The sequence below is a fragment of the Marichromatium sp. PS1 genome, from assembly GCF_041155115.1.
Lineage (GTDB): Bacteria > Pseudomonadota > Gammaproteobacteria > Chromatiales > Chromatiaceae > Marichromatium > Marichromatium gracile.
In genome coordinates this window covers 235,722-257,208 of sequence record NZ_BAAFHB010000005.1, presented here as the reverse complement: position 1 = coordinate 257,208, position 21,487 = coordinate 235,722, and the positions used below count along the sequence as shown (strand labels likewise).

The following is a 21,487-nucleotide window of genomic DNA, read 5'->3' as shown; positions in this document are numbered from 1 at the left end:
TCGTGTACGCCCAAGCTTTCCTGCTCAAGGATGCCCGTCGTATCGATCCCCAATCCCGAGCGGTGGCGCAGCACGTCCTCCGTTCGTCCTGGACTGCCCGTCTCATGGGCAACGATCACAGACAGCAATGCAGGAGGCCGTCATGGTGGACCCTTTCATCGGAGAGATCGCGCTGTTCGGATTCAACTACGCGCCACGCGACTTCTCGTTGTGCGAGGGGCAGATGATGTCCCCCGCGCAGAACTCAGCCTTGTTCTCGTTGTTGTCGAATTACTACGGGGGAAACGGTCAGACGACATTCGCGCTGCCTGATCTGCGCGGTCGCGCGCCCGTGGGTTTCGGCGCCGGGTCGGGACTGACCTTGCTCCCGATAGGCCAGCAGGCGGGAAGCGAGGACGTTTTCCTCGGCATCGCCAATCTGCCCTCGGGCTACCCTCAGGTGGAGGTCGCGATCCCCGCCCAGAGTGGCGACGGCGGTGAGGGTGCGCCGGGTCCGAATCGCGTCCTGGCAAAGACCGCCGGGGTCGCAGGTCTCACCGCCATCGACGCCAGGACCTATTCGACCGGCACGGCCGACACCACCCTCAAGCCCTTCACGGCAACAGCGACGCAGCCCGGGGGTGGGCAGGCCGTGCCGGTGCGCGGCCCCTGTCTGGCGATCAATTTCTCGATCGCGCTCGACGGGACCTATCCGCCGCGTAGCTGATCGGCATGCGCCGCAATCGTCTCGTCCATCTCACCGGGCACAGCCTGGTGCCCGTCTCCCGCGAGGATCCGCCATGTCCGAGCAGGCCGCCCCCAGCAGTCTCTACATGCTCCGCGCCGACCACTTTCGCGACAAGGTCGGCCATCCCTTCCAGCTCGAGACCATGGGCGGCGCGTTGCCGCTCACCCTGGTCGAGGTGCACGAGGGCGAGGCGCCGCTGTTCAGCGGCAGTGAGCGTCGTCCCTTCCGGCTCACCTTCCTCGGGCCACCGGGCGTGCTGCCCACCGCCTGTCACCTGATGATGAACCTGCGTCATGCCACCCTGGGGTTGATCGAGGGGGTGTTCATCGGTCCCAACGTCGGCGACGTCGGGCGCTACCACGACCGACCGGCACAGCTGTGGTCGGCGACCTTCACCTGAGCCACTGATGGCGTCGTAGCCACCGCCCCGGCGATCCGTCGGATCGCCGGGGTTGCTGTGCCCCGAGCTCACTCGTGACGCGTTCTGTAACATCCTGGCCGACAAAGGGAAACGGCGCTGCTGGGCCGCGATGTCACTCAATGGGTTGCGCGGTCGGGCAGTGCGTGGTCGATCGCCGGCGGGGGAGGTTCAGCCGATCGCCTGACCGGCCTGGATCAGCTCGATCGGGTAGCCGTCGGGGTCCTCGACGAAGGCGATGATGGTGGTGCCGGCGTTCATCGGGCCGGCCTCGCGGAGGATCTTGCCGCCCTGCGCGCGGATGCGGGCGGTGGCGGCCTGGGCGTCCTCGACCTCGATGGCGATGTGGCCGTAGCCGTTGCCGAGGTCGTAGTGCTCGACGCCCCAGTTGTAGGTGAGTTCGAGCACGGTGTGGTCGGACTCGTCGCCGTAGCCGAGGAAGGCGAGGGTGAACTCGCCCTCGGGATAGTCCTTCTGGCGCAGCAGCCGCATGCCGAGGACCTGGGTGTAGAAGTCGATGGCGCGTTGCAGGTTGCCGGTGCGCAGCATGGTGTGCAGCAGTCGCATGGGGGTCTCCTCGGGGCCGCCCGGTGGCGGCCCGTCGATCGTTGGTGGTGGAAAGGGTCCCTGTCAGTGCTCGTCGATGCGTCCGAGGTCGAGCCCGTCGAGCTGTTCGAGCTCGGCGGCGCGGCGCTCGCCGTAGCCGAGCGCGCGGAAGTCCATGATCCCGTCCGGGGCGTGACAGTCGGCGCAGCCGTGGGCCTCGCGCTGGATGCCGTGGTTGACCATCAGGGTACCCATCTGGCGCATCCAGTGCGGTTCGACCTGGGGGCCGAGCCGGCCGGTCTCGTCGAGCGGATAGTTCGCCGTCCAGCCATCGAGCACGCCGAAGTAGGCCATGAACTCGTCCATCATGTAGACCTTGAACGGGGTCTGGTACATGCGCTGGACGATGGGGTCGCGCAGCGCCTGCACAACCGCCGCGCGACTGTCGCCGGTGGCGTAGTAGGTGGCGTAGTCGAAGGGCAGGATCATGGCGCCGAACGGACCCTGGTTGGCGGTGTCCTCGTACATCATCGCGTTGAACAGCTTGAACGGATAGATGCGGCTCTTGCCGCCTTCCATCACCGGGCGCAGGTTGCGCTCGATCATCGCGCGCCGCTGCGCGAGCAGCTCGGGGGTGAGCTGGGAGAGCGGATCGGTGGCGGCGCGGACATAGGCCTCGACGTCGATCTCGGGATAGTCGGCCTTGAGCGCCTCGGCCCTGGCGCGCACTGCGGCGATGACCTCGGGGTCGTCGATGCGGGTGATCTGCGCCATCAGCGGGTCGTAGCTGCCGTCGCCATCGGGGTTGCTGCCGAGGGCGTTGGCGAGGAAGGTGCCGTTGCCGTTGAACCACAGATAGGTAAAGCCCTTGCCGGGCGCGCCAGAGCGGTAGATGTCGGTCGGCTCGTAGATGCCTTCCTCGGCGTTCCAGGTCGGGTGGACCCAGTCGCGCAGCACCACGTTGTTGTCCTCGAGCGCGGTGATGTGACAGGTCTCGCAGGCGAGGCGGTCGATATGGCCGTTGAGCAGCGCCTTGTGCTCGGAGGCGTTGTGCGGCGCGCGGCTGTGACAGCCCTCGCAGGCGACCTCTTTGTCGGGCAGGTCGTTGGCGACCAGGTCGACACCGAAGCGCCCGCGCGGGATCTTGTGACCCTCGGGGACGTGGCAGTCGGTGCACTGGATGCCGGCGGCGGCGTGGACGTCGGCCTCGGGGCTGAAGGGGTTGCCGCGCTTGGCGCCCTGGTGGAGCAGGCGCTGGTGACGCTCGCCGAGTGCCTGGGCGGCTTGGTTGGCGTGATAGGCGTCGCCGCCCATGTTGTGCTGGTGACAGCGCAGACAGTTGTTGCTGGTGACCGGGCCGACGGTGAGCGCGGCGCGCATGCTGCGGTCCTGGTTCCAGCGCAGGCCGTGCGCGTCCTCGATCACATAGCGCTGGTTCATGTCGTAGTCGGTGGCGTGACAGATCAGGCAGTCGATCCCGGCCTTGGCCTCGGTCGGGACGTCGCCGATCGGCATCATCTTCTCGGTGGCCGGCTGGTAGTTGCCGCCGATGTGACACTGGCCGCAGCCCTCGCTGCGCAGCACCACCTCGCCCCCGGCGTGCTCCGGGCGGCTCTCGATCAACGCCGCCCAGCCGGTCCAGGAGAAGCTGCCGGGGATGCCGCAGGCGCGGTTGATCTTGCCCACCGGGATCGGTCGTTCGCCGGGGGCGTTGACCTCGCGCCCGTCGTAGCCGTAGGTCGAGAAGCCGGGCGAGTCGCTCTGGAACTTGAAGTGCACCGAGTTGACCAGGTCGTCGAGGGTGTCGACCACCGAGGTGGTGCCGTCGCCGTGGGTGACCTCGATGGTGGCGTGACACTGCAGACAGGTCTTGGGGCCCTCGTAGCGACGGATGCCGGCCTCGCGGAAGTACTTGATATGGCTCGGCTCGGTGGCGCGGACCACCGAGGGGGTGTTCATCAATATCTCGATGCGCACCTCGCGGGCGAACGCCGACTCGGCCTCGGCCTCGACCCGCTCGGCGGCGCGCGCGCGTCGCGCCTCCTCGGTCAGGTCGCGTGCCATGCGCTCGAACGCCTGGTCGGTGAGCGCACGCGAGCTGGCGTAGTCCAGCGGCGCGTTGATCTTGCCGACGTAGGCGTCGAACAGCACCGGATAGAGCAGCCGGTAGACGAGATAGAGCGCGAGCAGCGCCAGCGCCCCGGCGAGCAGGAGGCGCCTGCGTCTGGTCTGGAGTAGGGGTGCGAGTACGTGCTTCATGACGCGTGCCGATCGGTCTCTTGGGTGTCGTCGGAGGTGCCGTGCTCACCGGTGAGCATGGCGCGCAGATTGGCGGTGAGGCTGTCGCCGATGGTGATGATGTAGACGTGCACGAGCAGGAAGAGCACCAGCAGATAGCTGGTGAGCACATGGGTCATCGCCACCAGCCACAGGGTGCTGATGCCCAGCAGGGTCTCGGGCAGCAGCGGCGAGAGCAGGAAGCCCAGACCGCTGAGGATCAAGAGCGGCATCAGCAGGTACATGGCACCGAGATAGCTCAGTTGCTGGAGCACGTTGAACTTGGCCGCCGGCCCGGCGTGGAAGGGATGGGGCTCGTCGCGGAAGATGCCGTAGGCGTAGTAGCGCGCCTGCACCCAGAGATCCCGCACCAGTCCGCGCGGCCGGGGCAGATAGTGACGGCCGTTGTCGCTCTTGAGGTTGGCGAGGACGAAGGCGATCCAGCCGAGCGCGAGCAATGTCCCGGAGACGTTGTGGATCGCCACCGCCTGGTTGAAGCCGAGCAGCCAGTCGGTGCCGGCGTAGTGCATGCTCACGCCGCTGACCATCAGCGCCAGGAACAGCGCCGCGTTGTACCAGTGCCAGGCCCTCAGCCACAGTGGATAGAGTGGGGATGTGCTCATCGGTCGTTCTCCTTGCGGCGGCGGGCGAGGCGATAGCGGCCATAGCCGTGCAGCGCGATGACCAGCGCCACCAGCGCGAGGATGGCGAGGCTCAGGGCGTCGAGCAGCGGGCTGCGGCTCATGCCGACGATATAGGCGTCGTTACGCACCAGGCTCGTCAGCCAGCCGTGCTCGGCCTGGTCCTGGGCGAGGCGGTAGCGATAGAGCCCCTCGCGCAGTCGCGAGTCGCGGCTGTGACAGGCCACGCAGCGCTTGCTGCTGTCGGCGGCGGCGAGGATCTGGTGACTGGCCTGGGGGGTGGTCGGGGTGTGGCAGTCGATACAGCGCACCGCCGCCCAGTGGGCGTCGCGCTGCGGCAGCCAGGCGTGCGAGCCGCGCAGCGGGTCGGTCACCCGGTGGTGGCAGTCGAGACAGGTCTGGTTGTCGCGCCGCACGATGGCGCCGAGGTCGTCGCCGACCTGGGAGGCGCGGAAGGCGTGCGGATCGTGACAGCTGTGACAGTCGAACTGGCGCAGCTTGTGGTGATCGGAGCTGGCGTGGACGCTGGCGGCGAACTCCTCGGCGATGCGATCGAGCCGGTAGGTGGCGTCGGCCGGGTCGTCGGCGTGACACTCGACGCAGCCGAGCTGCTCGTCGGCGAGCCGGGCGCGGTGCGGATAGCGGCCATAGCCACGGGCGTGACAGTCGCTGCAGGCGAGTTCGGCATGTGCCGAGTGATCGAGCCGCTGTGGGTCGAGCGCGAGGCTGCGGATCTCGCCGCTGTCGGGCTCGCGATAGGCGAGGGTCGACATGGCGTGACAGCGCAGGCATTCATGATCGCGCGCGGTCTCGACGGCGCTCGCCACGGGGGCGAGCAGGCTCGTCACGAGCGCGAGCAGGGCGCCCGCCAGCCAGCGGGTTGGACGGGGACGTGAGCAATGATGGGTCATGATCTCTGTGTCGGTGGCGGACGGTGCGGGCGTCGGTCCGACGCCCCGTCGTTGCTGCCGCGATCGCGACGAGGTCGCGCCCGCGTTACCCGGGCGACGTGTCGGCGGTCCCGGTGACGAGGGATCGGGATGCGCCGCCGAGACTCAGCATGCCCAAACCCTCGCCCCCTTAGAAGGCGGATTCGTCGATTGGTTGCGACAGATCATCGTCGCTCGGTGGACGCGTGTGACGTCTCCTCGATGCGAAAGCGCGAGACCGTGTCGGCCAGACCCTCGGCCAGGCGCGCGAGATCGCCGCTGATCTGGGCCGCGTCGTGGGCACCGTTGCGCATCTGCGAGGCGCTGTCGGTGATGTTGCGCGCCTGGCCGTCGAGCTGGTTGGTCGCCGCCGATTGCTGGGTGACCGCGGTGGCGATCTCGCCGCTCTGGGCGCGGATGGTGTCGATCAGGTCGGCGATCTCGGCGAAGCGGGTGCTGGCGGCGAGGGTGCGCTCGACGGCCTGTTCGGCGCGCGCCTCGCTGGTGCTGACGCCCTGCGCCAGCTGCTGGGCGTCGGCGCGGACGCGCTCGAGGATGGTGCCGACCTCGGTGGTCGAGCGCTGGGTGCGGGTGGCCAGGGTGCGGACCTCGTTGGCGACGACGGCGAAGCCGCGCCCGGCCTCGCCGGCGCGCGCCGCCTCGATCGCGGCGTTGAGCGCAAGCAGGTTGGTCTGCTCGGCGATGGCGTGGATCACCGTCAACACCTGATCGACGTCGCGGGTATCGGCGTCGAGCTGGCGCAACTGCTCGGCCATGCCCGCAACCTCGGTGGCAAGGTGCTCGACCGCCTGACGCGAGTCGGCGGAGATCTCGCGGCCATCGTTCGCTCGTTGCTGGGCGCGATCGGCAGCCTCGGTGGCGCGCTCGCTGCTTTCGGCGACCTGGGCGGTGCTGCTCGAGAGCTGACTGAGCGCTGCGGCGACCTGATCGGCCTCGCCGTGATGGGCGTCGGCGCGTTCGCTGATGCGCTGGGCGATCTCGGCGGTCTGGCGGGTGTGGTCGAGGGTGGTGGCGCTGGCCGTGGCGACCTCGCCGACCAGGGCGCGCATCTTCTCGGCAAAGCGGTTGAAGGCGTCGGCGAGCTGGTCGATCTCGCGCACCGGCGAGTGGGCGAGACGGCGGGTGAGGTCGCCCTCGCCCTCGCCGATGTCGCGCATCGCCGCGATCGCGCCGCGTAGCGGGTGCAGCACCGAGCGCAGGATGGCCACGCCGATGGCGAGCACCAGCAATACGGCCAGGAGGTTGATCGTCAGGGTGGTGCGGGCGATGTGCTGCATCTCCTGATCGCTGTCGGCGAACACCGCCTGCTGAGCCGCGGTGGTGCTCTGCTCCAGCGCCGCGAGGCTGTCGTGCATGGTCGCGGTGGCGGTGCGCTGCTCGGCAAGCGCCGCGCCCTGGGTCTGACGGGCCTGCAGCAGCGCCGCGCGCAGCGACAACAAGGAGTCCTGCTCGGCGCTGATGCGTCGGGCGAGGGCGTCGAGATCCTGCGCCAGCTCGGCGCCGAGCGAGGCGGTGTCGGCATCATCGAGCAGTGTGCGCAACTCATCGAGAGTGACCCGGAGACGCTCGAGTGCCGGGGCGAGGCGATTGTCATGCAGGCTCATCAGCGCCTGATGGCGCTCGGCGCTGCCGAGCAGGCCGGCAAGGGTGGCGAGCTGGGCGGTCTGGATCTGTAGCTCGCCGCCGAGTCGGGCGGCGCGTCGCACCCGGTCGTCGAGCAGCCGCTTGGCCGCCTCCCTGAGCGCCGCGTCATCGGCCGTCGGCGCGCGCAGCGCGCGGGTGAGCATGATCTGCGCGCTGGCGTTGCGGAAGGCCAGCTCCTCGACCAGCTCGGCGATGTGTGACTGCAATGCGGTAAAGGCCTGGTCGAGGTCGTTGCCGACGCCGGCGAGCTGTGCGCGCAGCCGGTGGATGCGCAGCATCTCGCCGGCGACCCGCTCATCGGCGTCGAGCAGGGTGGTCAGTGCCGTCTCGAGTGATTGCAGTGGCGCGTCCGCGTCGGTGGTGGCACGGCGCAGTGCCGAGATCCCGCGATCGAGCCGTTGCGCGATCGGGGCGCGTGGCGTGAGGGCCTCGAGTTGCTCGGCATCGCTGCTGGCGAGCACCTCGGTCTGGCGGGTGAGCAGCGCCTGCAGGGCGCCGAGGATGTTGCCCTGGTGGGTCTGGGCGCGCGAGAGCTCGACGAGCTGGGCACGACTGTCGCGCATTCCGGTATTGGCGAACAGGATGGCCCCACCCAGGATGGCCAGGGCCCCGACGCTGACGGCGAGCAATACGATCAGCAGGGTTCGGATCGAGGTGCGGGGTGGGCGCTGGTCGGTCATTCTTGCTCCTTGTGTCGACGAGCCGGCTAACTGGCTAACCGGCTAACTCTAGAGGATCGTCCAGATTCTCTCTGTGAACCATTGGGTGTCTACGCCATCCGGTCCGCGATCAGGGGCAGGACCGGGGCGCATCGCACCCGCCCCGGTCGGGGCGGGCATCGCTCAACGACGGCGTTGCGTGCGTGAACCGCGCAGCGAGGTCACCCCGGCGATGATCACCGCCAGGGTGACGACGGCCACGATCAGGGTGGCGAGGGCGTTGATCTGCGGCGAGACGCCCATGCGCACGCTCGAGTAGACCACCATCGGCAGGGTGGTCGAGCCGGGGCCGGAGACGAAGCTGGCGATCACCAGATCATCGAGCGAGAGGGTGAAGGCGAGCAGCCAACCCGAGAGCAGCGCCGGGGCGATCAGCGGCAGGGTGATGCGCAGATAGACGGTGAGCGGACGCGCGCCGAGGTCCATCGCCGCCTCCTCCAGCGAGGCGTCCATCTGTGCCAGACGGGTGCGCACCACCACCGCGACATAGGCGGTGGAGAAGGTGATGTGGGCGATGGCGATGGTGGTGAAACCGCGCCCGTCGGGCCAGCCGAGGCCGTGCTGCATGGCCACGAACAGCAGCAGCATCGACAGACCGATGATGACATCGGGCATCACCAGCGGCGCGGTGAGCAGCAGCTCGAAGGCGTTGCGGCCGCGGAAGCGGCCGTGGCGCACCAGGGCGTTGGCCGCGAGGGTGCCGAGCACCACCGCCAGGGTGGCGTTGACCGCGGCGATGCGCACGCTCAGCCAGGCCGCCTCGAGCAGCTGCTGGTTGTGCAGCAGCTCGCGATACCACTTGATCGAGAAACCCGACCACACCGTCACCAGTCGCGACTCGTTGAAGGAGTAGACGATCAGCAACAGGATCGGCACGTAGAGGAAGGCGTAGCCGAAGGCGAGCAGGCTGAGCAGGGGCCAGCGACGGCGTCTCATGCGCTGTCCTCCATGCGCCGCTCGAGACGCTGCATCAGCACGAAGGGCACCACCAGCAGCCCCAGCAGCACGATCGCCAGGGCGGCGGCGAGCGGCCAGTCCTTATTACCGAAGAACTCGGTCCACAGCAGCTTGCCGACCATCAGCGTCTCCGGGCCGCCGAGCAGGTCGGGGATGACGAACTCGCCGACCACCGGGATGAACACCAGCATGCTGCCGGCGACGATGCCGGCGAGCGACAGCGGCAGGGTGACGCGCACGAAGGCGCGCAGCGGCCGGCAGCCGAGATCGGCGGCGGCCTCGAGCAGGGTCGGGTCGAGGCGCGAGAGATTGGCGTAGAGCGGCAGGATCATGAACGGCAGATAGGAGTAGACCACCCCGATATAGACCGCGGTCTGGGTGTGGAGGATGTTGAGCGGGGTGTCGATCACCCCGAGCGCGAGCAGCAGGTGGTTGAGCAGACCGTTGGTCTTGAGGATGCCGATCCAGGCATAGACCCGGATCAGAAACGAGGTCCAGAACGGCAGGATCACCAGCATCAGCAGCGGGATGCGCCAGCGCGGCGGCGCGGTGGCGATGGCATAGGCCATCGGATAGCCGATCAGCAGACAGAGCAGGGTGCAGACCAGCGCCACCCACAGCGAGTTGAGGAAGGCGGTCAGATAGATGCTGTCTTCCCACACCAGCATGAAGTTCTGCAGGTTGACCTGGATCTGCAGCACGCCCGATTCGAGCCACTCCCACAGCGGGGTGTAGGGCGGCTGGCCGAGCCGTGGCTCGGCGACGCTGATCTGCAGCACGATCAGCAGCGGCAGCAGGAAGAACACGCCGAGCCACAGATAGGGCAGGCCGATGTTGACGACGCGGCTGAGGCGCTGGCGGCGTGCGGGTGGGTTGTCTTGAGGTGCGGGCATCGCGGTGTGTCGGGGTGGTTCCTGAGCGGGTTGGGCCAGAGGCGCTGGCGTTGCTGGGGCCTCGGGGCGGTTTGGCGCAACGCCTGCACCCGCCCGGGCCGGTGCGGCGCGGGCGGGTGTGGTGCATGGCGCGGCGCGCGCGTCGGGCTATTCGGTCAGCACCACCGCGCTGGTCGGCGACCACTCGATGGCGACCTCCTGGTCCCAGGTCAGCACCTGCTCGGTGCGCGGCTGGGTGTTGGTCAGGGTCATCTCGACGCGTTGGCCCTCGACGCGCAGCCGATAGATGGAGACGTCGCCGAGATAGGCGATGTCCTCGACCACGCCGCGGAGCTGGTTGACGCCGTCCTCGCGATAGTCGAGACACAGTCGCATCTTCTCCGGTCGCACCGCCAGCGTCACCGGGGTACCGAGGGCGAGCGGGTGGAAGTTGCGCACCCGCATCGGTCGGCCCAGCCGGGTCTCGATCAGCAGCTGGTCGCCGTCGCTCTCGACCACCTTGCCCTCGAACTGGTTGATCGAGCCGATGAACTCGGCGACGAAGCGGCACGAGGGGTACTCGTAGATCGCCGTCGGGGTGTCGACCTGCATGATCTGACCGGCGTCCATCACCGCGATCCGGGTCGACATGGTCATCGCCTCTTCCTGATCGTGGGTGACGGTGATGAAGGTGATGCCGAGTCGCTCCTGGAGGTTGACCAGCTCGAACTGGGTGTTCTCGCGCAGGCGCTTGTCGAGCGCCCCGAGCGGTTCGTCGAGCAGCAGCAGCTTGGGGTGCTTGGCGAGGCTGCGCGCCAGCGCCACGCGCTGGCGCTGGCCGCCGGAGAGCTGCTCGGGCTTGCGCCGGCGCAGCTCGGCGATGCGCAGCAGTTCGAGCATCTCGTCGACCCGCTCGGCGCGCTCGCCGCGCCCGAGCCGCTCCTGCTTGAGCCCGAACTCGATGTTCTGCGCCACCGTCATGTGCGGAAACAGCGCGTAGGACTGGAACATCATGTTGACCGGGCGCGAGTAGGGCGGCACGTCGGTGACGTCGACCCCGTCGATATAGATCCGCCCCGCCGTCGGGTACTCGAGCCCGGCGAGCATCCGCAGCAGGGTCGACTTGCCGCACCCCGAGCTGCCGAGCAGCGAGAAGAACTCGCCCTTGAAGATGTCGAGGCTCAGGTCCTCGACGGCATGGTGCTCGCCGAAGCGCTTGCTGACCCGCTCGATGCGCACATAGGGCGTGGCCTTGGGGTCCTGCCAGGTGTCGAGGTTGCGGCGGTCGAGGGCGATGGGCATGGACGAGTTGCGCTCCGCCACGTCAGCGGTTGGCCTTGAGCCGGGTCCAGCGGCGGTTGAGGTCGCGGATCTCGCGATCGCTGCGCTGGTTGGGCACGAACAGCCGCGCCTTGACCTCGGCCGGCGGATAGATGCCCGGATCCTCGCGCAGCGCGGCCTCGACCAGCGGCGTGGCCGCGAGGTTGGGGTTGGCGTAGTAGACGTAGTCGGAGACGGCGGCGATCACCTCCGGCTGCAACAGGTGGGCGATGAAGGCGTGCGCGGCCTCGGGGTTGGGCGCATCGCTCGGGATCGCCATCACGTCGGTCCACATCGCCGCGCCCTCGCGCGGGATGCGATAGATCACCTCGACCCCCTTGCCGGCCTCGTCGGCGCGTTCCTGGGCCTGCAGCACATCGCCCGAGTAGCCGTGGGCGATGCACAGGTCACCGTTGGCCAGGTCGCTGATGTACTGCGAGGAGTGGAAATAGCGGATATGGGGATAGACGCCCTTGATCAGCTCGGCGGCGGCGTCGAGATCGGCGCGTTCGAGACTGTTGGGGTCCTTGCCGAGATAGGCCAGCGCGGCGGAGAAGACCTCGGTCGGGTCGTCGAGCAGGGCGATGCCGCAACCGGCGAGCCTGGCGGCGATCTGCGGGTCGAAGACCAGCGCCCAGGTGTCGAGCGGGACCTGGTCGCCGAGGATCTCGCGGACCTTGGCACGATTGATCCCGAGCCCCGAGGTCCCCCACATGTAGGGGACGAGGTGGGCGTTGTCGGGATCGATCTCGGCGAGGCTGGCCATGATCTCGGGGTCGAGTCGATCCAGCCCCGGCAGCTGCGACTTGTCGAGCGGCAGATAGAGCCCGGCGCGGATGTGACGCGCGGCGAAGGGGCGCGCGGTGGGGAAGATCAGGTCGTAGCCGCTGCTGCCGGCGAGCAGCTTGGCCTCGAGGATCTCGTTGGCGTCGTAGAGATCGAGCACCGGGCGGATGCCGGTGCCGGCCTCGAAGGTCTCGAGGGTGTCCTCGGCGAAGTAGTCGTTCCAGTTGTAGAGATGGACCTGCTCCTCGGCGAGAGCGAGGGGCGCCACGGCCCAGAGCGACAGCGACAGGAGGAGGTTGGCGAGCTTACGCACGTGCGCGATCCCCATGGAAGAAGTGGTAGTGGTGGTGGAGGTTCGTTCGAGCGCGCAATCGTACTGCATTCGTGGGTCCGCTCGCATTACCCGAGTGGCGAATGGCGACGGGGTGGAGGCGCGCGCGCGAGGCCTCATAATGGTTGTCGGTTGATGAGATCAGTGGAGGGGCGGTTGACAGCGCACGACAGACAGCTCGATGAGCAGCGGTTTCGCATCGGTTCGGTCTCCCAGCTGACCGGGGTGCCGGCCGAGACCCTGCGGGTCTGGGAGCGACGTTACGCGGTGGCCAGCCCGGCGCGCACGCCCTCCGGGGTCCGTCTCTACAGCGCCGAGGACGTCGCACGCCTGACCCTGATCAAGCGTCTGGTCGATCGCGGCGACGCCATCGGCAGCGTGGCGCGGCTCGATCTCGGCCAGTTGCGCGGACGCCTGCAGGGGCCGGACCTGCTCGACCCGATGGCGAGCGTCCGCCCGCCGTGCCGGGTGATGGTGGTCGGCGCGGCGCTGGGCGAGCGGCTGCGCCTCGAGGGCGGGCTGCCCGAGGAGGTGGTGCTCGAGCGCGCCTTCGACACCGCCACGAGCTTCCTCGCCGACCCGCTGACGCTGTGTCCCGATGTCCTGGTGGTCGAGCAGCCGACGCTGCATCTCGATCAGCTCGACGACCTCCGGCGATTGCAGATGCATGCCGGGGCGGCGCGTACCGTGGTGGTCTATGTGTTCTCCAGCAGCACCACGCTGAGCCGGCTCGAGGCGCTGGGGATGAGCGCGCGCCGCGCGCCGCTGACCACCGCCGAGCTGGCCCGTTGCTGTCTGTCGCTGCAGCCCGGGGTCGCGGCGGCCGGTCTCGATCCCGAACTGGGCTACGGACCGCCGCCGCGGCGCTATTCCGACTCGGAACTCATCGAGATCGCCGCCGCCTCGCATACCCGTTGCGAGTGTCCGCGTCATCTCGTCGACCTGATCCAGGCGCTGGCCGCCTTCGAGCGCTACGGCGCCGAGTGTGAGAGCCGCAGCAGCGATAACGCACTGCTCCACGCCGCCCTCTATCGCTCCACCGCGCATGCGCGCGCAATCCTCGAGAACACCCTGGCGCGCACGCTCTCGTTGCTCGCCGGCGGCGCCTGTGGTCAAGATAAGGACTGATCTGCGCCGCGGTTGCGGTTAAACTGACCGGCTTCCGTGCCACGCGGCCCGTCGCGTCCTCACGGGGGATTGCCGCGCGGGGCTTGCCGCCGCGCCGTGGGACGAGGCCTCGCTCCCGCCTGCGCCCGGGTTCGCCGGGCGCCCGCTGTCAACACCACTGGACCGTCTCGGACTCTAGCTATGATTTCGCTCCTGGACTATGGCGCCGGCAATGTCCGTAGCCTGCGCAACGCCATTCACGCACTCGGCTTCTCGCTCACCGAGATCGAACGCCCCGAGGACATCCTCAAGGCCGAACGCCTCATCTTTCCCGGCGTCGGCGCCTTCGGCGCGGCCATGGAGCGCCTGCATCGACTCGGCTATGTCGAGCCGCTGCGCGAATATCTCGCCGCCGGACGCCCCTATCTGGGGATCTGCATCGGTCTGCAGACCTTGTTCGAGGGCAGCGAGGAGTGTCCCGGGGTCGCCGGCCTGGGGTTGATCCCGGGGCAGGTGCGCCGCTTCGACGACAGCGAGCTGGCGGTACCGCACATGGGCTGGAACGATGTGCGCGTCGAGCGCGACTCGCCGCTGTTCGCCGACTATGCCGGCGAGAAGTTCTACTTCGTCCACTCCTTCCGCGCCGAGCAGAGCGCCGAGAACGCCGACTGGGTGCTGGCGAGCAGCGACTACGGCAGCCCCTTCGTCAGCGCCGTGCAGCGCGGTCAGGTCGGCGCGGTGCAGTTCCACCCGGAGAAGAGCGGGGCGGCGGGGTTGCGGCTGCTGCGCCGCTTCCTCGCCGGTGATGCGGTGCCCGAGACCCCGGCGGTGCGCGAGGCCGCGGCGGCGCCGACCAAGCTGGCGCGGCGCGTGATCGCCTGTCTCGACGTGCGTGCCAACGACGCCGGCGATCTGGTGGTGACCAAGGGCGATCAGTACGACGTGCGCGAGTCCGGCGCGGTGCGCAACCTCGGCAAGCCGGTGGAGCTGGCCGCGCGCTACTACGAGGAGGGCGCCGACGAGGTGACCTTCCTCAACATCACCGGTTTTCGCGACTTCCCGCTCGCCGACCAGCCGATGCTCGAGGTGCTCGAGCGCGCCTCGGAGCGGGTGTTCGTGCCGCTGACCATCGGCGGGGGCATCCGCGCCTTCTCCGACGCCGAGGGCACCCACTACTCGGCGCTCGACGTCGCCGACCGTTATTTCCGTGCCGGCGCCGACAAGGTCTCGATCGGCTCCGAGGCGGTGCACATCGTCGAGCAGGCGCTCGCGCGCGGCGGCGAGGGCGACGGCACCAGCGCCATCGAGCAGATCGCCGAGGTCTACGGCAATCAGGCGGTGGTGGTCTCGATCGATCCGCGCCGGGTCTATGTCGAGCGCCCCGAGGAGACCCGTCACCACACCGTCGAGACCGCCGAGCCCGGCCCCAACGGCGAGCGCTATTGCTGGTTCCAGTGCACCGTCAAGGGCGGGCGCGAGGGACGCGATATCGACGCCGTGGAGCTGGCGCGGGTGTGTGAGCGTCTCGGTGCCGGCGAGATCCTGCTCAACTCGATCGATCGCGACGGCACCGGCGCCGGATTCGACCTCGAGCTGGTCGGTGCGGTACGCTCGGCTGTTCGCATCCCCGTCATCGCCTCCAGCGGCGCCGGCTGTGTCGAGCACTTCGCCGAGGTGTTCGAGCGAACCGGGGCCGAGGCCGCGCTCGCGGCCGGCATCTTCCATCGTCGTGAGGTCCCGATCGAAGCGGTGAAGAGCTATCTGCGCGAGCGCGGGATCGAGACCCGGCTGCGTTGATCGGCAGGGTGCGCGCGAGGGCGTCGTCGCCAATGCGTGCACCCTGATGCGTGGCAGTTTGCGAATTGTCGTGGAGTGAGAATCGATTGCTGCAAGAATCTTTTCTTGCTTTACCTAATACTTACGATTTATATAATTACGAAAGTCAATAGATCATAATTTCGTAAACTCCCACAGGTTTTTCTGGCCGTGGCAACGCTCCGCTCTCTGGCACGGCCCCTGGTCTGTCGGCCAGGCAGCGTGATTGTCGCGCACCTCGGCGCATCCCGGGCGCCGAATTGTCCAGACCGCCTTTCGCCGGAATCTCAAGTAGTAATATGGCAACCATCCTGACCGCAGTAGGATTCATGGCCGCGCTCGGCCTCATGCTCGCCCTGATGTTGGTGGTGGCGAACAGACGCTTCTATGTCTACGAAGACCCTCGTATCGATCAAGTCGAGGATCTGCTCCCCAAGGCCAATTGCGGCGCCTGTGGTGAAGCGGGTTGTCGCACCTTCGCCGAGTTGCTCGTCAAGGGCGAGGTCGAACCCGGTAAGTGCACGGTCAACGCCAAGGACACCAACCAGATCATCGCCGACTTCCTCGGCGTCTCCCTGGGTAATACCGAGAAGCGTGTGGCAAGGCTCGCCTGCGCTGGCGGTGACCATGTCGCCTATATCCGTGCCTCCTACGGCGGCATCTCCTCGTGTCGCGCCGCGGCCCTGGTCGGCGGTGGCGGCAAGGGTTGCTCCTGGGGCTGTCTGGGGATGGGCGACTGTGTCGAGGTGTGCCAGTTCGGCGCGCTCTCGCTCGACGCCCATGGCCTGCCGGTGGTCGACGAGGACAAGTGCACCGCCTGCGGCGACTGCGTGAGCGTCTGCCCCAAGGACCTGTTCAGCATCCACCCGGTCAGCCACCGGCTGTGGGTCGCCTGCAAGAGCCTGGACGCCGGTGACGAGGTCGAGCACCAGTGCGAGGTCGCCTGTACCGCCTGTGGCCGCTGTGTCCAGGACTCTCCCGAAGGACTGATCGAGATCCGCGACAACCTCGCCGTGCTCGATTACGACAAGAACGCGCTCGCTTCCAAGGTGGCGATCGAGCGCTGTCCGACCGGGGCCATCGTCTGGCTCGAGCCGGGCGGCGCCGTCACCAAGGGGCGCGATGCCCGCAAGGTCGTACGCAAGGCAGCACTACCCATGGCTTGACGCGCGTACGGCCCGCGTCGCGCCGCATCGAGCTGCGGCCGACGCCCCGCCTCCAATAAAAAGATCCAGGCCGCTCGATTCGGAGCGCAAGAATTCTGATCCAAACCCGCTTTGCGCACAGGCGTCCCGACGCCGGCGTCTCGGTGGTTCAACAATAGAGAAGGCCCATGTTCGGAAAGAAAGACGATAAGCAGTACAAGTATCCTGGCACCCGTATGGCGATGGACGGCAATACTGCCGTAATCATGTGCGAGCGCGAGGCATCCGATGCCGCTGGTGCCTATCCGATCACCCCCTCGACCCAGATGGGCGAATTCTGGGCCGAAGAGGTCGCCAAGGGACACGTCAATGTCTCCGGGCAGCCGCTGATCTTCGTCGAGCCCGAGTCCGAGCACGCCGCCGCCGCGGTCACCGCCGGCATGTCGATGAGCGGCCTGCGCGCGGTCAACTTCTCCTCCGCTCAGGGTGTGGCCTTCATGCACGAGTCGCTGTATGCGGCCGTCGGCAAGCGTCTGCCCTATGTGCTCAACATCGGTGCGCGTGCCATCACCAAGGCCAGTCTCAACGTGCACTGCGCGCACGATGACTACCACTGCATCGACGACACCGGCTTCTTCCAGGTCTTCGCCAAGAACGCCCAGGAGGCCGCCGACCTCAACCTGATCGCGCGCAAGGTCGCCGAGCTCAGCCTGACCCCGGCCGCCGTCGGCCAGGACGGCTTCCTCACCACCCACCTGATCGAGCCGCTGCAGGTCCCCGAGCGCGCCCTGGTCGAGGAGTTCTGCGGTCGTCCCGACGACATCATCGAGTCGCCGACCCCGGCCCAGCGCCTCGCCTACGGTCCCACTCGCCGGCGCGTGCCGCTGGTGTGGGACGTCGACAACCCGGTCGCCTCGGGTACGGTGCAGAACCAGGACGCCTACATGCAGGCGGTCGCGGCGCAGCGCCCCTACTTCTTCGATCACATCGCCGAGATCACCGACCAGTGCATGGATGAGTTCTTCGAGCTCACCGGTCGGCGTTATCACCGCGCCATGGGCTACCGTCTCGAGGACGCCGACTACGTGCTGCTCGGTCAGGGCAGCATGGTCACCCAGGCCGAGGCGGTCGCCGACTATCTGCGCGAGACCCGCGATATCAAGGTCGGCGTGATCAACCTCACCATGTTCCGGCCCTTCCCGGGCGAGCTGATCGCCGCCCTGATCCAGGGCAAGAAGGGCGTTGCGGTGCTCGAGCGCACCGACCAGCCGCTCGCCGAGGACCTGCCGATCATGCGCGAGGTGCGCGCGGCGCTGGCCAAGTGTGTCGAGAACGGCATGGCCGAGAAGGGCGAGGCGCCGGCCTATGCCGACTACCCGAGCTATGGCCGCGGCGAGATGCCGCGTCTCTACTCCGCCAGCTACGGCCTCGGCTCGCGCGACCTGCAGCCCGAGGGGCTGATCGCCGCGGTCGAGAACATGGTGCCGGGCGGCGCCCAGCGCAAGTTCTTCTATCTCTCGGTCGACTTCGTGCGCGACCCGATCGATCCCAAGGACGAGATCCGCATCCAGAGCCTCAAGGACGCCTACCCGAACGTCGGCGATCTGGCGCTGCGCGGCAGCGAGAACCCCAACCTGCTGCCCAAGGGCGCGGTGACGGTGCGCATGCACTCGGTCGGTGGCTGGGGTGCCGTGACCACCGGCAAGAACCTCGCCATGACGCTCTACGAGCTGCTCGGCTACGACATCCGCGCCAACCCCAAGTACGGCTCGGAGAAGAAGGGTCAGCCGACCACCTACTTCCTCTCGGCCGCGCCCGAGCCGATCCGGCTCAACTGCGAGTACACCTACGTCGACGTGGTGCTCAGCCCCGACCCGAACGTGTTCACCCACTCCAACCCGCTCGCCGGTCTCGACCGCAAGGGCAGCTTCGTCATCCAGTCGAGCATGGAGGATCCGGAGCAGGTGTGGGCGAGCTTCCCGGCGTCGGCGCGCAAGTTCATCGTCGACAACGAGATCCGCGTCTTCTACATCGACGGCTTCAAGATCGCCCGCGAGGAGGCCTCCAACCCCGAGCTGCAGTTCCGCATGCAGGGTAATGCCTTCCAGGGTGCCTTCTTCGCCGCCTCGCCGCTGATGGAGCGCTCCGGGCTCGACGAGGCCGGGCTGTTTGCGGCCATCGAGGAGCAGCTGCGCGCCAAGTTCGGCGCCAAGGGCGAGCGCGTGGTGCAGGACAACCTGCGCATCGTGCGGCGCGGCTTCGACGAGATCGTCGAGATCGTCGACAAGCCGCTGGTCGCCGGCCAGCTGATGCCGCGCAAGGAGCCGGCGCTGCCGGTGATGCTCAAGGCCATGCCCGAGGGCGATGGCGGCATCAGCGACGTGCACCGCTTCTGGGAGCAGACCGGCTCCTTCTACGCCAGCGGTCAGGGCAACGACAACCTCGCCGACCCGCAGATGGCGCTGTCGCTGATGCCCGCGGCCAGCGGCGTCTATCGCGACATGACCCAGATCCGCTTCGAGTACCCGAAGTTCATCCCCGAGAACTGCACCGCCTGCGGCAACTGCTTCACCGTGTGTCCCGACAGCGCGCTGCCGGGTCTGGTCAACAGCGTCTCCGACATCTTCTCGGCGGCGATCCTGCGCGTCGAGCGCAGCATGCCCACCCAGCACCTGCGTCGCGAGAGCCGCAACGTCGAGAAGCGTCTGCGTGCGCTGATCAACATCAACGGCGAGTCGGCCGATCTGCGTCAGCTGATGGATCAGGCGATCCTCGAGGTGCTCGCCGAGTTCTCCGGCGAGGAGAGCCAGAAGGCCGCGCTGGAGCAGGAGTTCGGGCTGCTGATGCAGGCGCTCGGCGACTACCAGTTCGCCGTCACTAAGCCCTACTGGAGCAACCGCGAGAAGCAGCAGAAGGGCAGCGGCGGGCTGTTCAGCATCACCGTCAACCCCTACACCTGTAAGGGCTGCATGGAGTGTATCGACGTCTGTAACGACGGCGCCCTGGTCGCCGAGCCGCAGACCGACGAGAGCATCCGTCAGATGCAGGCGCGCTGGGACATGTGGCTCGATCTGCCGACCACCGACCCGGACTTCATCCGCATCGATGACCTCGACGACAAGGTCGGCGCGCTCGAGACCCTGCTGCTCGACAAGACCAACTATCTGTCGATGGTCTCGGGCGACGGTTCGTGCATGGGCTGCGGCGAGAAGACCGCGCTGCACCTGTTCACCTCGACCGTCACCGCGCTGATGCAGCCGCGCGTCAAGCGTCACCTCGCCGAGCTCGACGACCTCATCAACCGTCTCGAGACCCATGTCCGGCTGAAGCTCGCCGAGAGCATGGACCTCAGCAACACCGCCGCCATCACCAAGGCGCTCGACGAGCACAAGGACAGCGACCTGACCCTCGGCGGCCTGACCTCCGAGCTCGATCAGAGCAGCGGCGCGCGTCCGGTCGACCCGGAGTGGCTGAAGTGGGTCACCGGCCTGCTCGACACCCTGCGTCAGCTCAAGGCGCAGTACACCGGCAACCAGCCGCGCGCCAACATGGGTATCGTCAACGCCACCGGCTGTAGTTCGGTGTGGGGCGCGACCTTCCCCTACAGTCCCTATCCCTTCCCCTGGGCCAACCACCTGTTCCAGGACTCGCCGTCGATGGCGCTGGGTCTGTTCGAGGGCCACATGCGCAAGATGGGCGAGGGCTTCAAGGCCATCCGCCAGGCGCGCATGGAGCTCGAGGGGCGCTACAACGCCGCCGATCCGGCCTGCGACCTGACCTACTTCAGCTGGAAGGACTTCAGCGACGAGGAGTGGCTGCTGTGCCCGCCGGTGGTCGCCGTCGGCGGTGACGGGGCGATGTACGACATCGGCTTCCAGAACCTCTCGCGCGCGCTGATGTCCGGCCACCCGGTCAAGATCATGGTGCTCGACACCCAGGTCTACTCCAACACCGGTGGTCAGGCCTGTACCTCGGGCTTCATCGGCCAGGTCGCGGACATGAGCCCCTACGGCAAGGCGTGGAAGGGCAAGACCGAGATCCGCAAGGAGATGGGTCTGATCGGCATGGCGCATCGCACCAGCTTCGTGCTCAACAGCTCGGCCTCGCACCTCACCCACCTGCTCGAGGGCTATATCGACGGTCTGAACTCGCGCCACCCGGCCCTGTTCAACGTCTACACCAGCTGTCAGCCCGAGCACGGCATCGGCGACGACATGTCCAACCGTCAGGGTCGCATGGCCGTCGAGTCGCGCGCCTACCCGCTGTTCCGCTACGACCCGGATGCCGGCTCGACCTTCGAGGAGTGCTGCTCGATCGAGGGCAACCCGCAGATCGAGCGCGACTGGATCAGCTGGAGCATCGACTACACCAACGAGGACGGCGAGCCGGCCAGCCTCGAGGTGCCGCTGACCTTCGCCGACTTCGCGCTCACCGAGGGCCGCTTCCGCAAGCACTTCCGCAAGGCGCCGCCGGAGACCTGGAACGACTCCATGGTGCCGATGGCCGAGTTCCTCGAACTCGACGAGGACGATCGCGAGGGTCGCTTCCCCTACATCTGGGGCGTCGACGGCAAGAACCGCCTGATGCGCGTGCTGGTCTCGCAGGAGCTGGTGCTCAGCTGTGAGGAGCGCCAGCAGTTCTGGGCGCAGCTGCGCGGACTCTGCGGCGAGCTCAACCGTATCGACCTCGATCGGGTGCGCAACGAGGCCAAGGCCGACATGGCGCAGAAGCTCACCGCCAACCTGCTGGCCATGGCCGGCGGCGAGGCCGGTGGTATCAATGCGCTGATCGGCAACGGCAATGGCAACGGAGCCAATGGCCACGGCGCCAATGGTGCCAACGGTCATGGTCTCAACGGTGCCAATGGCGCCAACGGCAGCGCCGACTGGGAGCCGGTGTGGGTGGAGACGCCCGAGTGCACCGCCTGTGACGAGTGCATCAACATCAACCCGTCGATCTTCCGCTACAACGCCGAGCGCAAGGCCGAGATCGTCGATCCCAAGGCCGGTCCGTTCAAGGACATCGTCAAGGCCGCCGAGAAGTGCAGCGCCGCCTGCATCCACCCCGGCACCCCGTGGAACCCGTCCGAGCCCGGCGTCGACAAGCTGGTCAAGCGTGCGGAGAAGTTCCAGTAAGTCGGCCGCCCCTGGCTGCCCGGCGTCCTGACGCCGGGCCACGCTAGAGGAATGCGCACGCGGCGCCGCGTCAGGCGTCGCGTGCCCCCGTTCGCCA

At 67.9% G+C, this 21,487-nt stretch carries 15 protein-coding genes; 6 read left to right on the top strand and 9 right to left on the bottom strand.

Translation table 11 applies throughout. The features are described 5' to 3' along the window. Positions 1-127: 127 nt before the first annotated feature. On the top strand, positions 128-706 hold the full coding sequence (locus tag ACAM26_RS13430) for a phage tail protein (protein ID WP_369613891.1): 579 nt from the start codon (positions 128-130) through the stop codon (positions 704-706). Positions 707-779: 73 nt separating this feature from the next. After that, positions 780-1,127 carry a hypothetical protein gene (locus tag ACAM26_RS13425; protein ID WP_005223328.1) on the top strand — a complete coding sequence of 116 codons (348 nt, stop codon included), beginning with the start codon at positions 780-782 and terminating at the stop codon, positions 1,125-1,127. Positions 1,128-1,316: 189 nt separating this feature from the next. Here ACAM26_RS13425 and gloA read toward each other — a convergent pair whose 3' ends face one another. From gloA to ACAM26_RS13380, 9 genes are all read right to left on the bottom strand, one after another. Continuing rightward, positions 1,317-1,712, bottom strand: a complete 396-nt coding sequence (gene gloA / locus ACAM26_RS13420) for a lactoylglutathione lyase (protein WP_369613890.1) — start codon at positions 1,710-1,712, stop codon at positions 1,317-1,319. Between the two features lie 63 nt (positions 1,713-1,775). Beyond that, on the bottom strand, positions 1,776-3,950 hold the full coding sequence (locus ACAM26_RS13415) for a nitrite reductase (RefSeq protein WP_369613889.1): 2,175 nt from the start codon (positions 3,948-3,950) through the stop codon (positions 1,776-1,778). After that, a complete protein-coding gene (locus ACAM26_RS13410; RefSeq protein WP_123141696.1) occupies positions 3,947-4,591 on the bottom strand; it encodes a cytochrome b/b6 domain-containing protein in 645 nt (214 codons plus the stop codon). The genes ACAM26_RS13415 and ACAM26_RS13410 overlap by 4 nt, the downstream gene beginning before the upstream one ends. Then, the gene (locus tag ACAM26_RS13405; RefSeq protein WP_369613888.1) at positions 4,588-5,520 is read right to left on the bottom strand and encodes a nitrate reductase; all 933 of its coding nucleotides are present in this window, start codon (positions 5,518-5,520) and stop codon (positions 4,588-4,590) included. The genes ACAM26_RS13410 and ACAM26_RS13405 overlap by 4 nt, the downstream gene beginning before the upstream one ends. 203 nt (positions 5,521-5,723) lie before the next feature. Then, positions 5,724-7,883: a methyl-accepting chemotaxis protein gene (locus tag ACAM26_RS13400; RefSeq protein WP_369613887.1), complete on the bottom strand. Its 2,160-nt coding sequence runs from the start codon at positions 7,881-7,883 to the stop codon at positions 5,724-5,726. A gap of 162 nt (positions 7,884-8,045) precedes the next feature. After that, entirely contained in the window at positions 8,046-8,858 is an 813-nt protein-coding gene (locus ACAM26_RS13395) for an ABC transporter permease subunit (RefSeq protein ID WP_123141693.1), read from the bottom strand. Next, positions 8,855-9,772 (bottom strand): ABC transporter permease subunit, encoded by a 918-nt coding sequence (locus tag ACAM26_RS13390; protein ID WP_062272803.1) that lies wholly within the window; start codon positions 9,770-9,772, stop codon positions 8,855-8,857. The genes ACAM26_RS13395 and ACAM26_RS13390 overlap by 4 nt, the downstream gene beginning before the upstream one ends. A 147-nt stretch (positions 9,773-9,919) precedes the next feature. Next, complete coding sequence (locus ACAM26_RS13385; RefSeq protein ID WP_062272805.1) at positions 9,920-11,053, bottom strand: ABC transporter ATP-binding protein; 1,134 nt, start codon at positions 11,051-11,053, stop codon at positions 9,920-9,922. Positions 11,054-11,075: 22 nt separating this feature from the next. Next, a complete protein-coding gene (locus ACAM26_RS13380; RefSeq protein WP_123141692.1) occupies positions 11,076-12,185 on the bottom strand; it encodes a polyamine ABC transporter substrate-binding protein in 1,110 nt (369 codons plus the stop codon). A gap of 159 nt (positions 12,186-12,344) precedes the next feature. Here ACAM26_RS13380 and ACAM26_RS13375 point away from each other — a divergent pair, with 159 nt between their 5' ends. The 4 genes from ACAM26_RS13375 to ACAM26_RS13360 all read left to right on the top strand — a co-directional run bounded on the left by ACAM26_RS13375 (position 12,345) and on the right by ACAM26_RS13360 (position 21,390). After that, positions 12,345-13,316, top strand: coding sequence for a MerR family transcriptional regulator (locus ACAM26_RS13375; protein WP_223806170.1), 972 nt, complete (start codon positions 12,345-12,347; stop codon positions 13,314-13,316). A 180-nt stretch (positions 13,317-13,496) separates the two neighbouring features. Next, positions 13,497-15,092 carry an imidazole glycerol phosphate synthase subunit HisF gene (gene hisF, locus ACAM26_RS13370; RefSeq protein ID WP_123141690.1) on the top strand — a complete coding sequence of 532 codons (1,596 nt, stop codon included), beginning with the start codon at positions 13,497-13,499 and terminating at the stop codon, positions 15,090-15,092. Between the two features lie 317 nt (positions 15,093-15,409). Continuing rightward, the gene (locus tag ACAM26_RS13365; RefSeq protein ID WP_062272812.1) at positions 15,410-16,276 is read left to right on the top strand and encodes an RnfABCDGE type electron transport complex subunit B; all 867 of its coding nucleotides are present in this window, start codon (positions 15,410-15,412) and stop codon (positions 16,274-16,276) included. A 167-nt stretch (positions 16,277-16,443) separates the two neighbouring features. Beyond that, positions 16,444-21,390 carry a 2-oxoacid:acceptor oxidoreductase family protein gene (locus ACAM26_RS13360; protein ID WP_369613886.1) on the top strand — a complete coding sequence of 1,649 codons (4,947 nt, stop codon included), beginning with the start codon at positions 16,444-16,446 and terminating at the stop codon, positions 21,388-21,390. The last annotated feature ends 97 nt before the right edge of the window (positions 21,391-21,487 follow it).

Coding starts and splice junctions, on each gene's coding strand:
- ACAM26_RS13380 (WP_123141692.1), bottom strand. CDS start 12,185: ATGGGGATCGCGCACGTGCGTAAGCTCGCCAACCTCCTCCTGTCGCTG.
- hisF (WP_123141690.1), top strand. CDS start 13,497: ATGATTTCGCTCCTGGACTATGGCGCCGGCAATGTCCGTAGCCTGCGC.
- gloA (WP_369613890.1), bottom strand. CDS start 1,712: ATGCGACTGCTGCACACCATGCTGCGCACCGGCAACCTGCAACGCGCC.
- ACAM26_RS13425 (WP_005223328.1), top strand. CDS start 780: ATGTCCGAGCAGGCCGCCCCCAGCAGTCTCTACATGCTCCGCGCCGAC.
- ACAM26_RS13405 (WP_369613888.1), bottom strand. CDS start 5,520: ATGACCCATCATTGCTCACGTCCCCGTCCAACCCGCTGGCTGGCGGGC.
- ACAM26_RS13410 (WP_123141696.1), bottom strand. CDS start 4,591: ATGAGCACATCCCCACTCTATCCACTGTGGCTGAGGGCCTGGCACTGG.
- ACAM26_RS13430 (WP_369613891.1), top strand. CDS start 128: ATGCAGGAGGCCGTCATGGTGGACCCTTTCATCGGAGAGATCGCGCTG.
- ACAM26_RS13395 (WP_123141693.1), bottom strand. CDS start 8,858: ATGAGACGCCGTCGCTGGCCCCTGCTCAGCCTGCTCGCCTTCGGCTAC.
- ACAM26_RS13415 (WP_369613889.1), bottom strand. CDS start 3,950: ATGAAGCACGTACTCGCACCCCTACTCCAGACCAGACGCAGGCGCCTC.
- ACAM26_RS13400 (WP_369613887.1), bottom strand. CDS start 7,883: ATGACCGACCAGCGCCCACCCCGCACCTCGATCCGAACCCTGCTGATC.
- ACAM26_RS13390 (WP_062272803.1), bottom strand. CDS start 9,772: ATGCCCGCACCTCAAGACAACCCACCCGCACGCCGCCAGCGCCTCAGC.
- ACAM26_RS13365 (WP_062272812.1), top strand. CDS start 15,410: ATGGCAACCATCCTGACCGCAGTAGGATTCATGGCCGCGCTCGGCCTC.
- ACAM26_RS13360 (WP_369613886.1), top strand. CDS start 16,444: ATGTTCGGAAAGAAAGACGATAAGCAGTACAAGTATCCTGGCACCCGT.
- ACAM26_RS13385 (WP_062272805.1), bottom strand. CDS start 11,053: ATGCCCATCGCCCTCGACCGCCGCAACCTCGACACCTGGCAGGACCCC.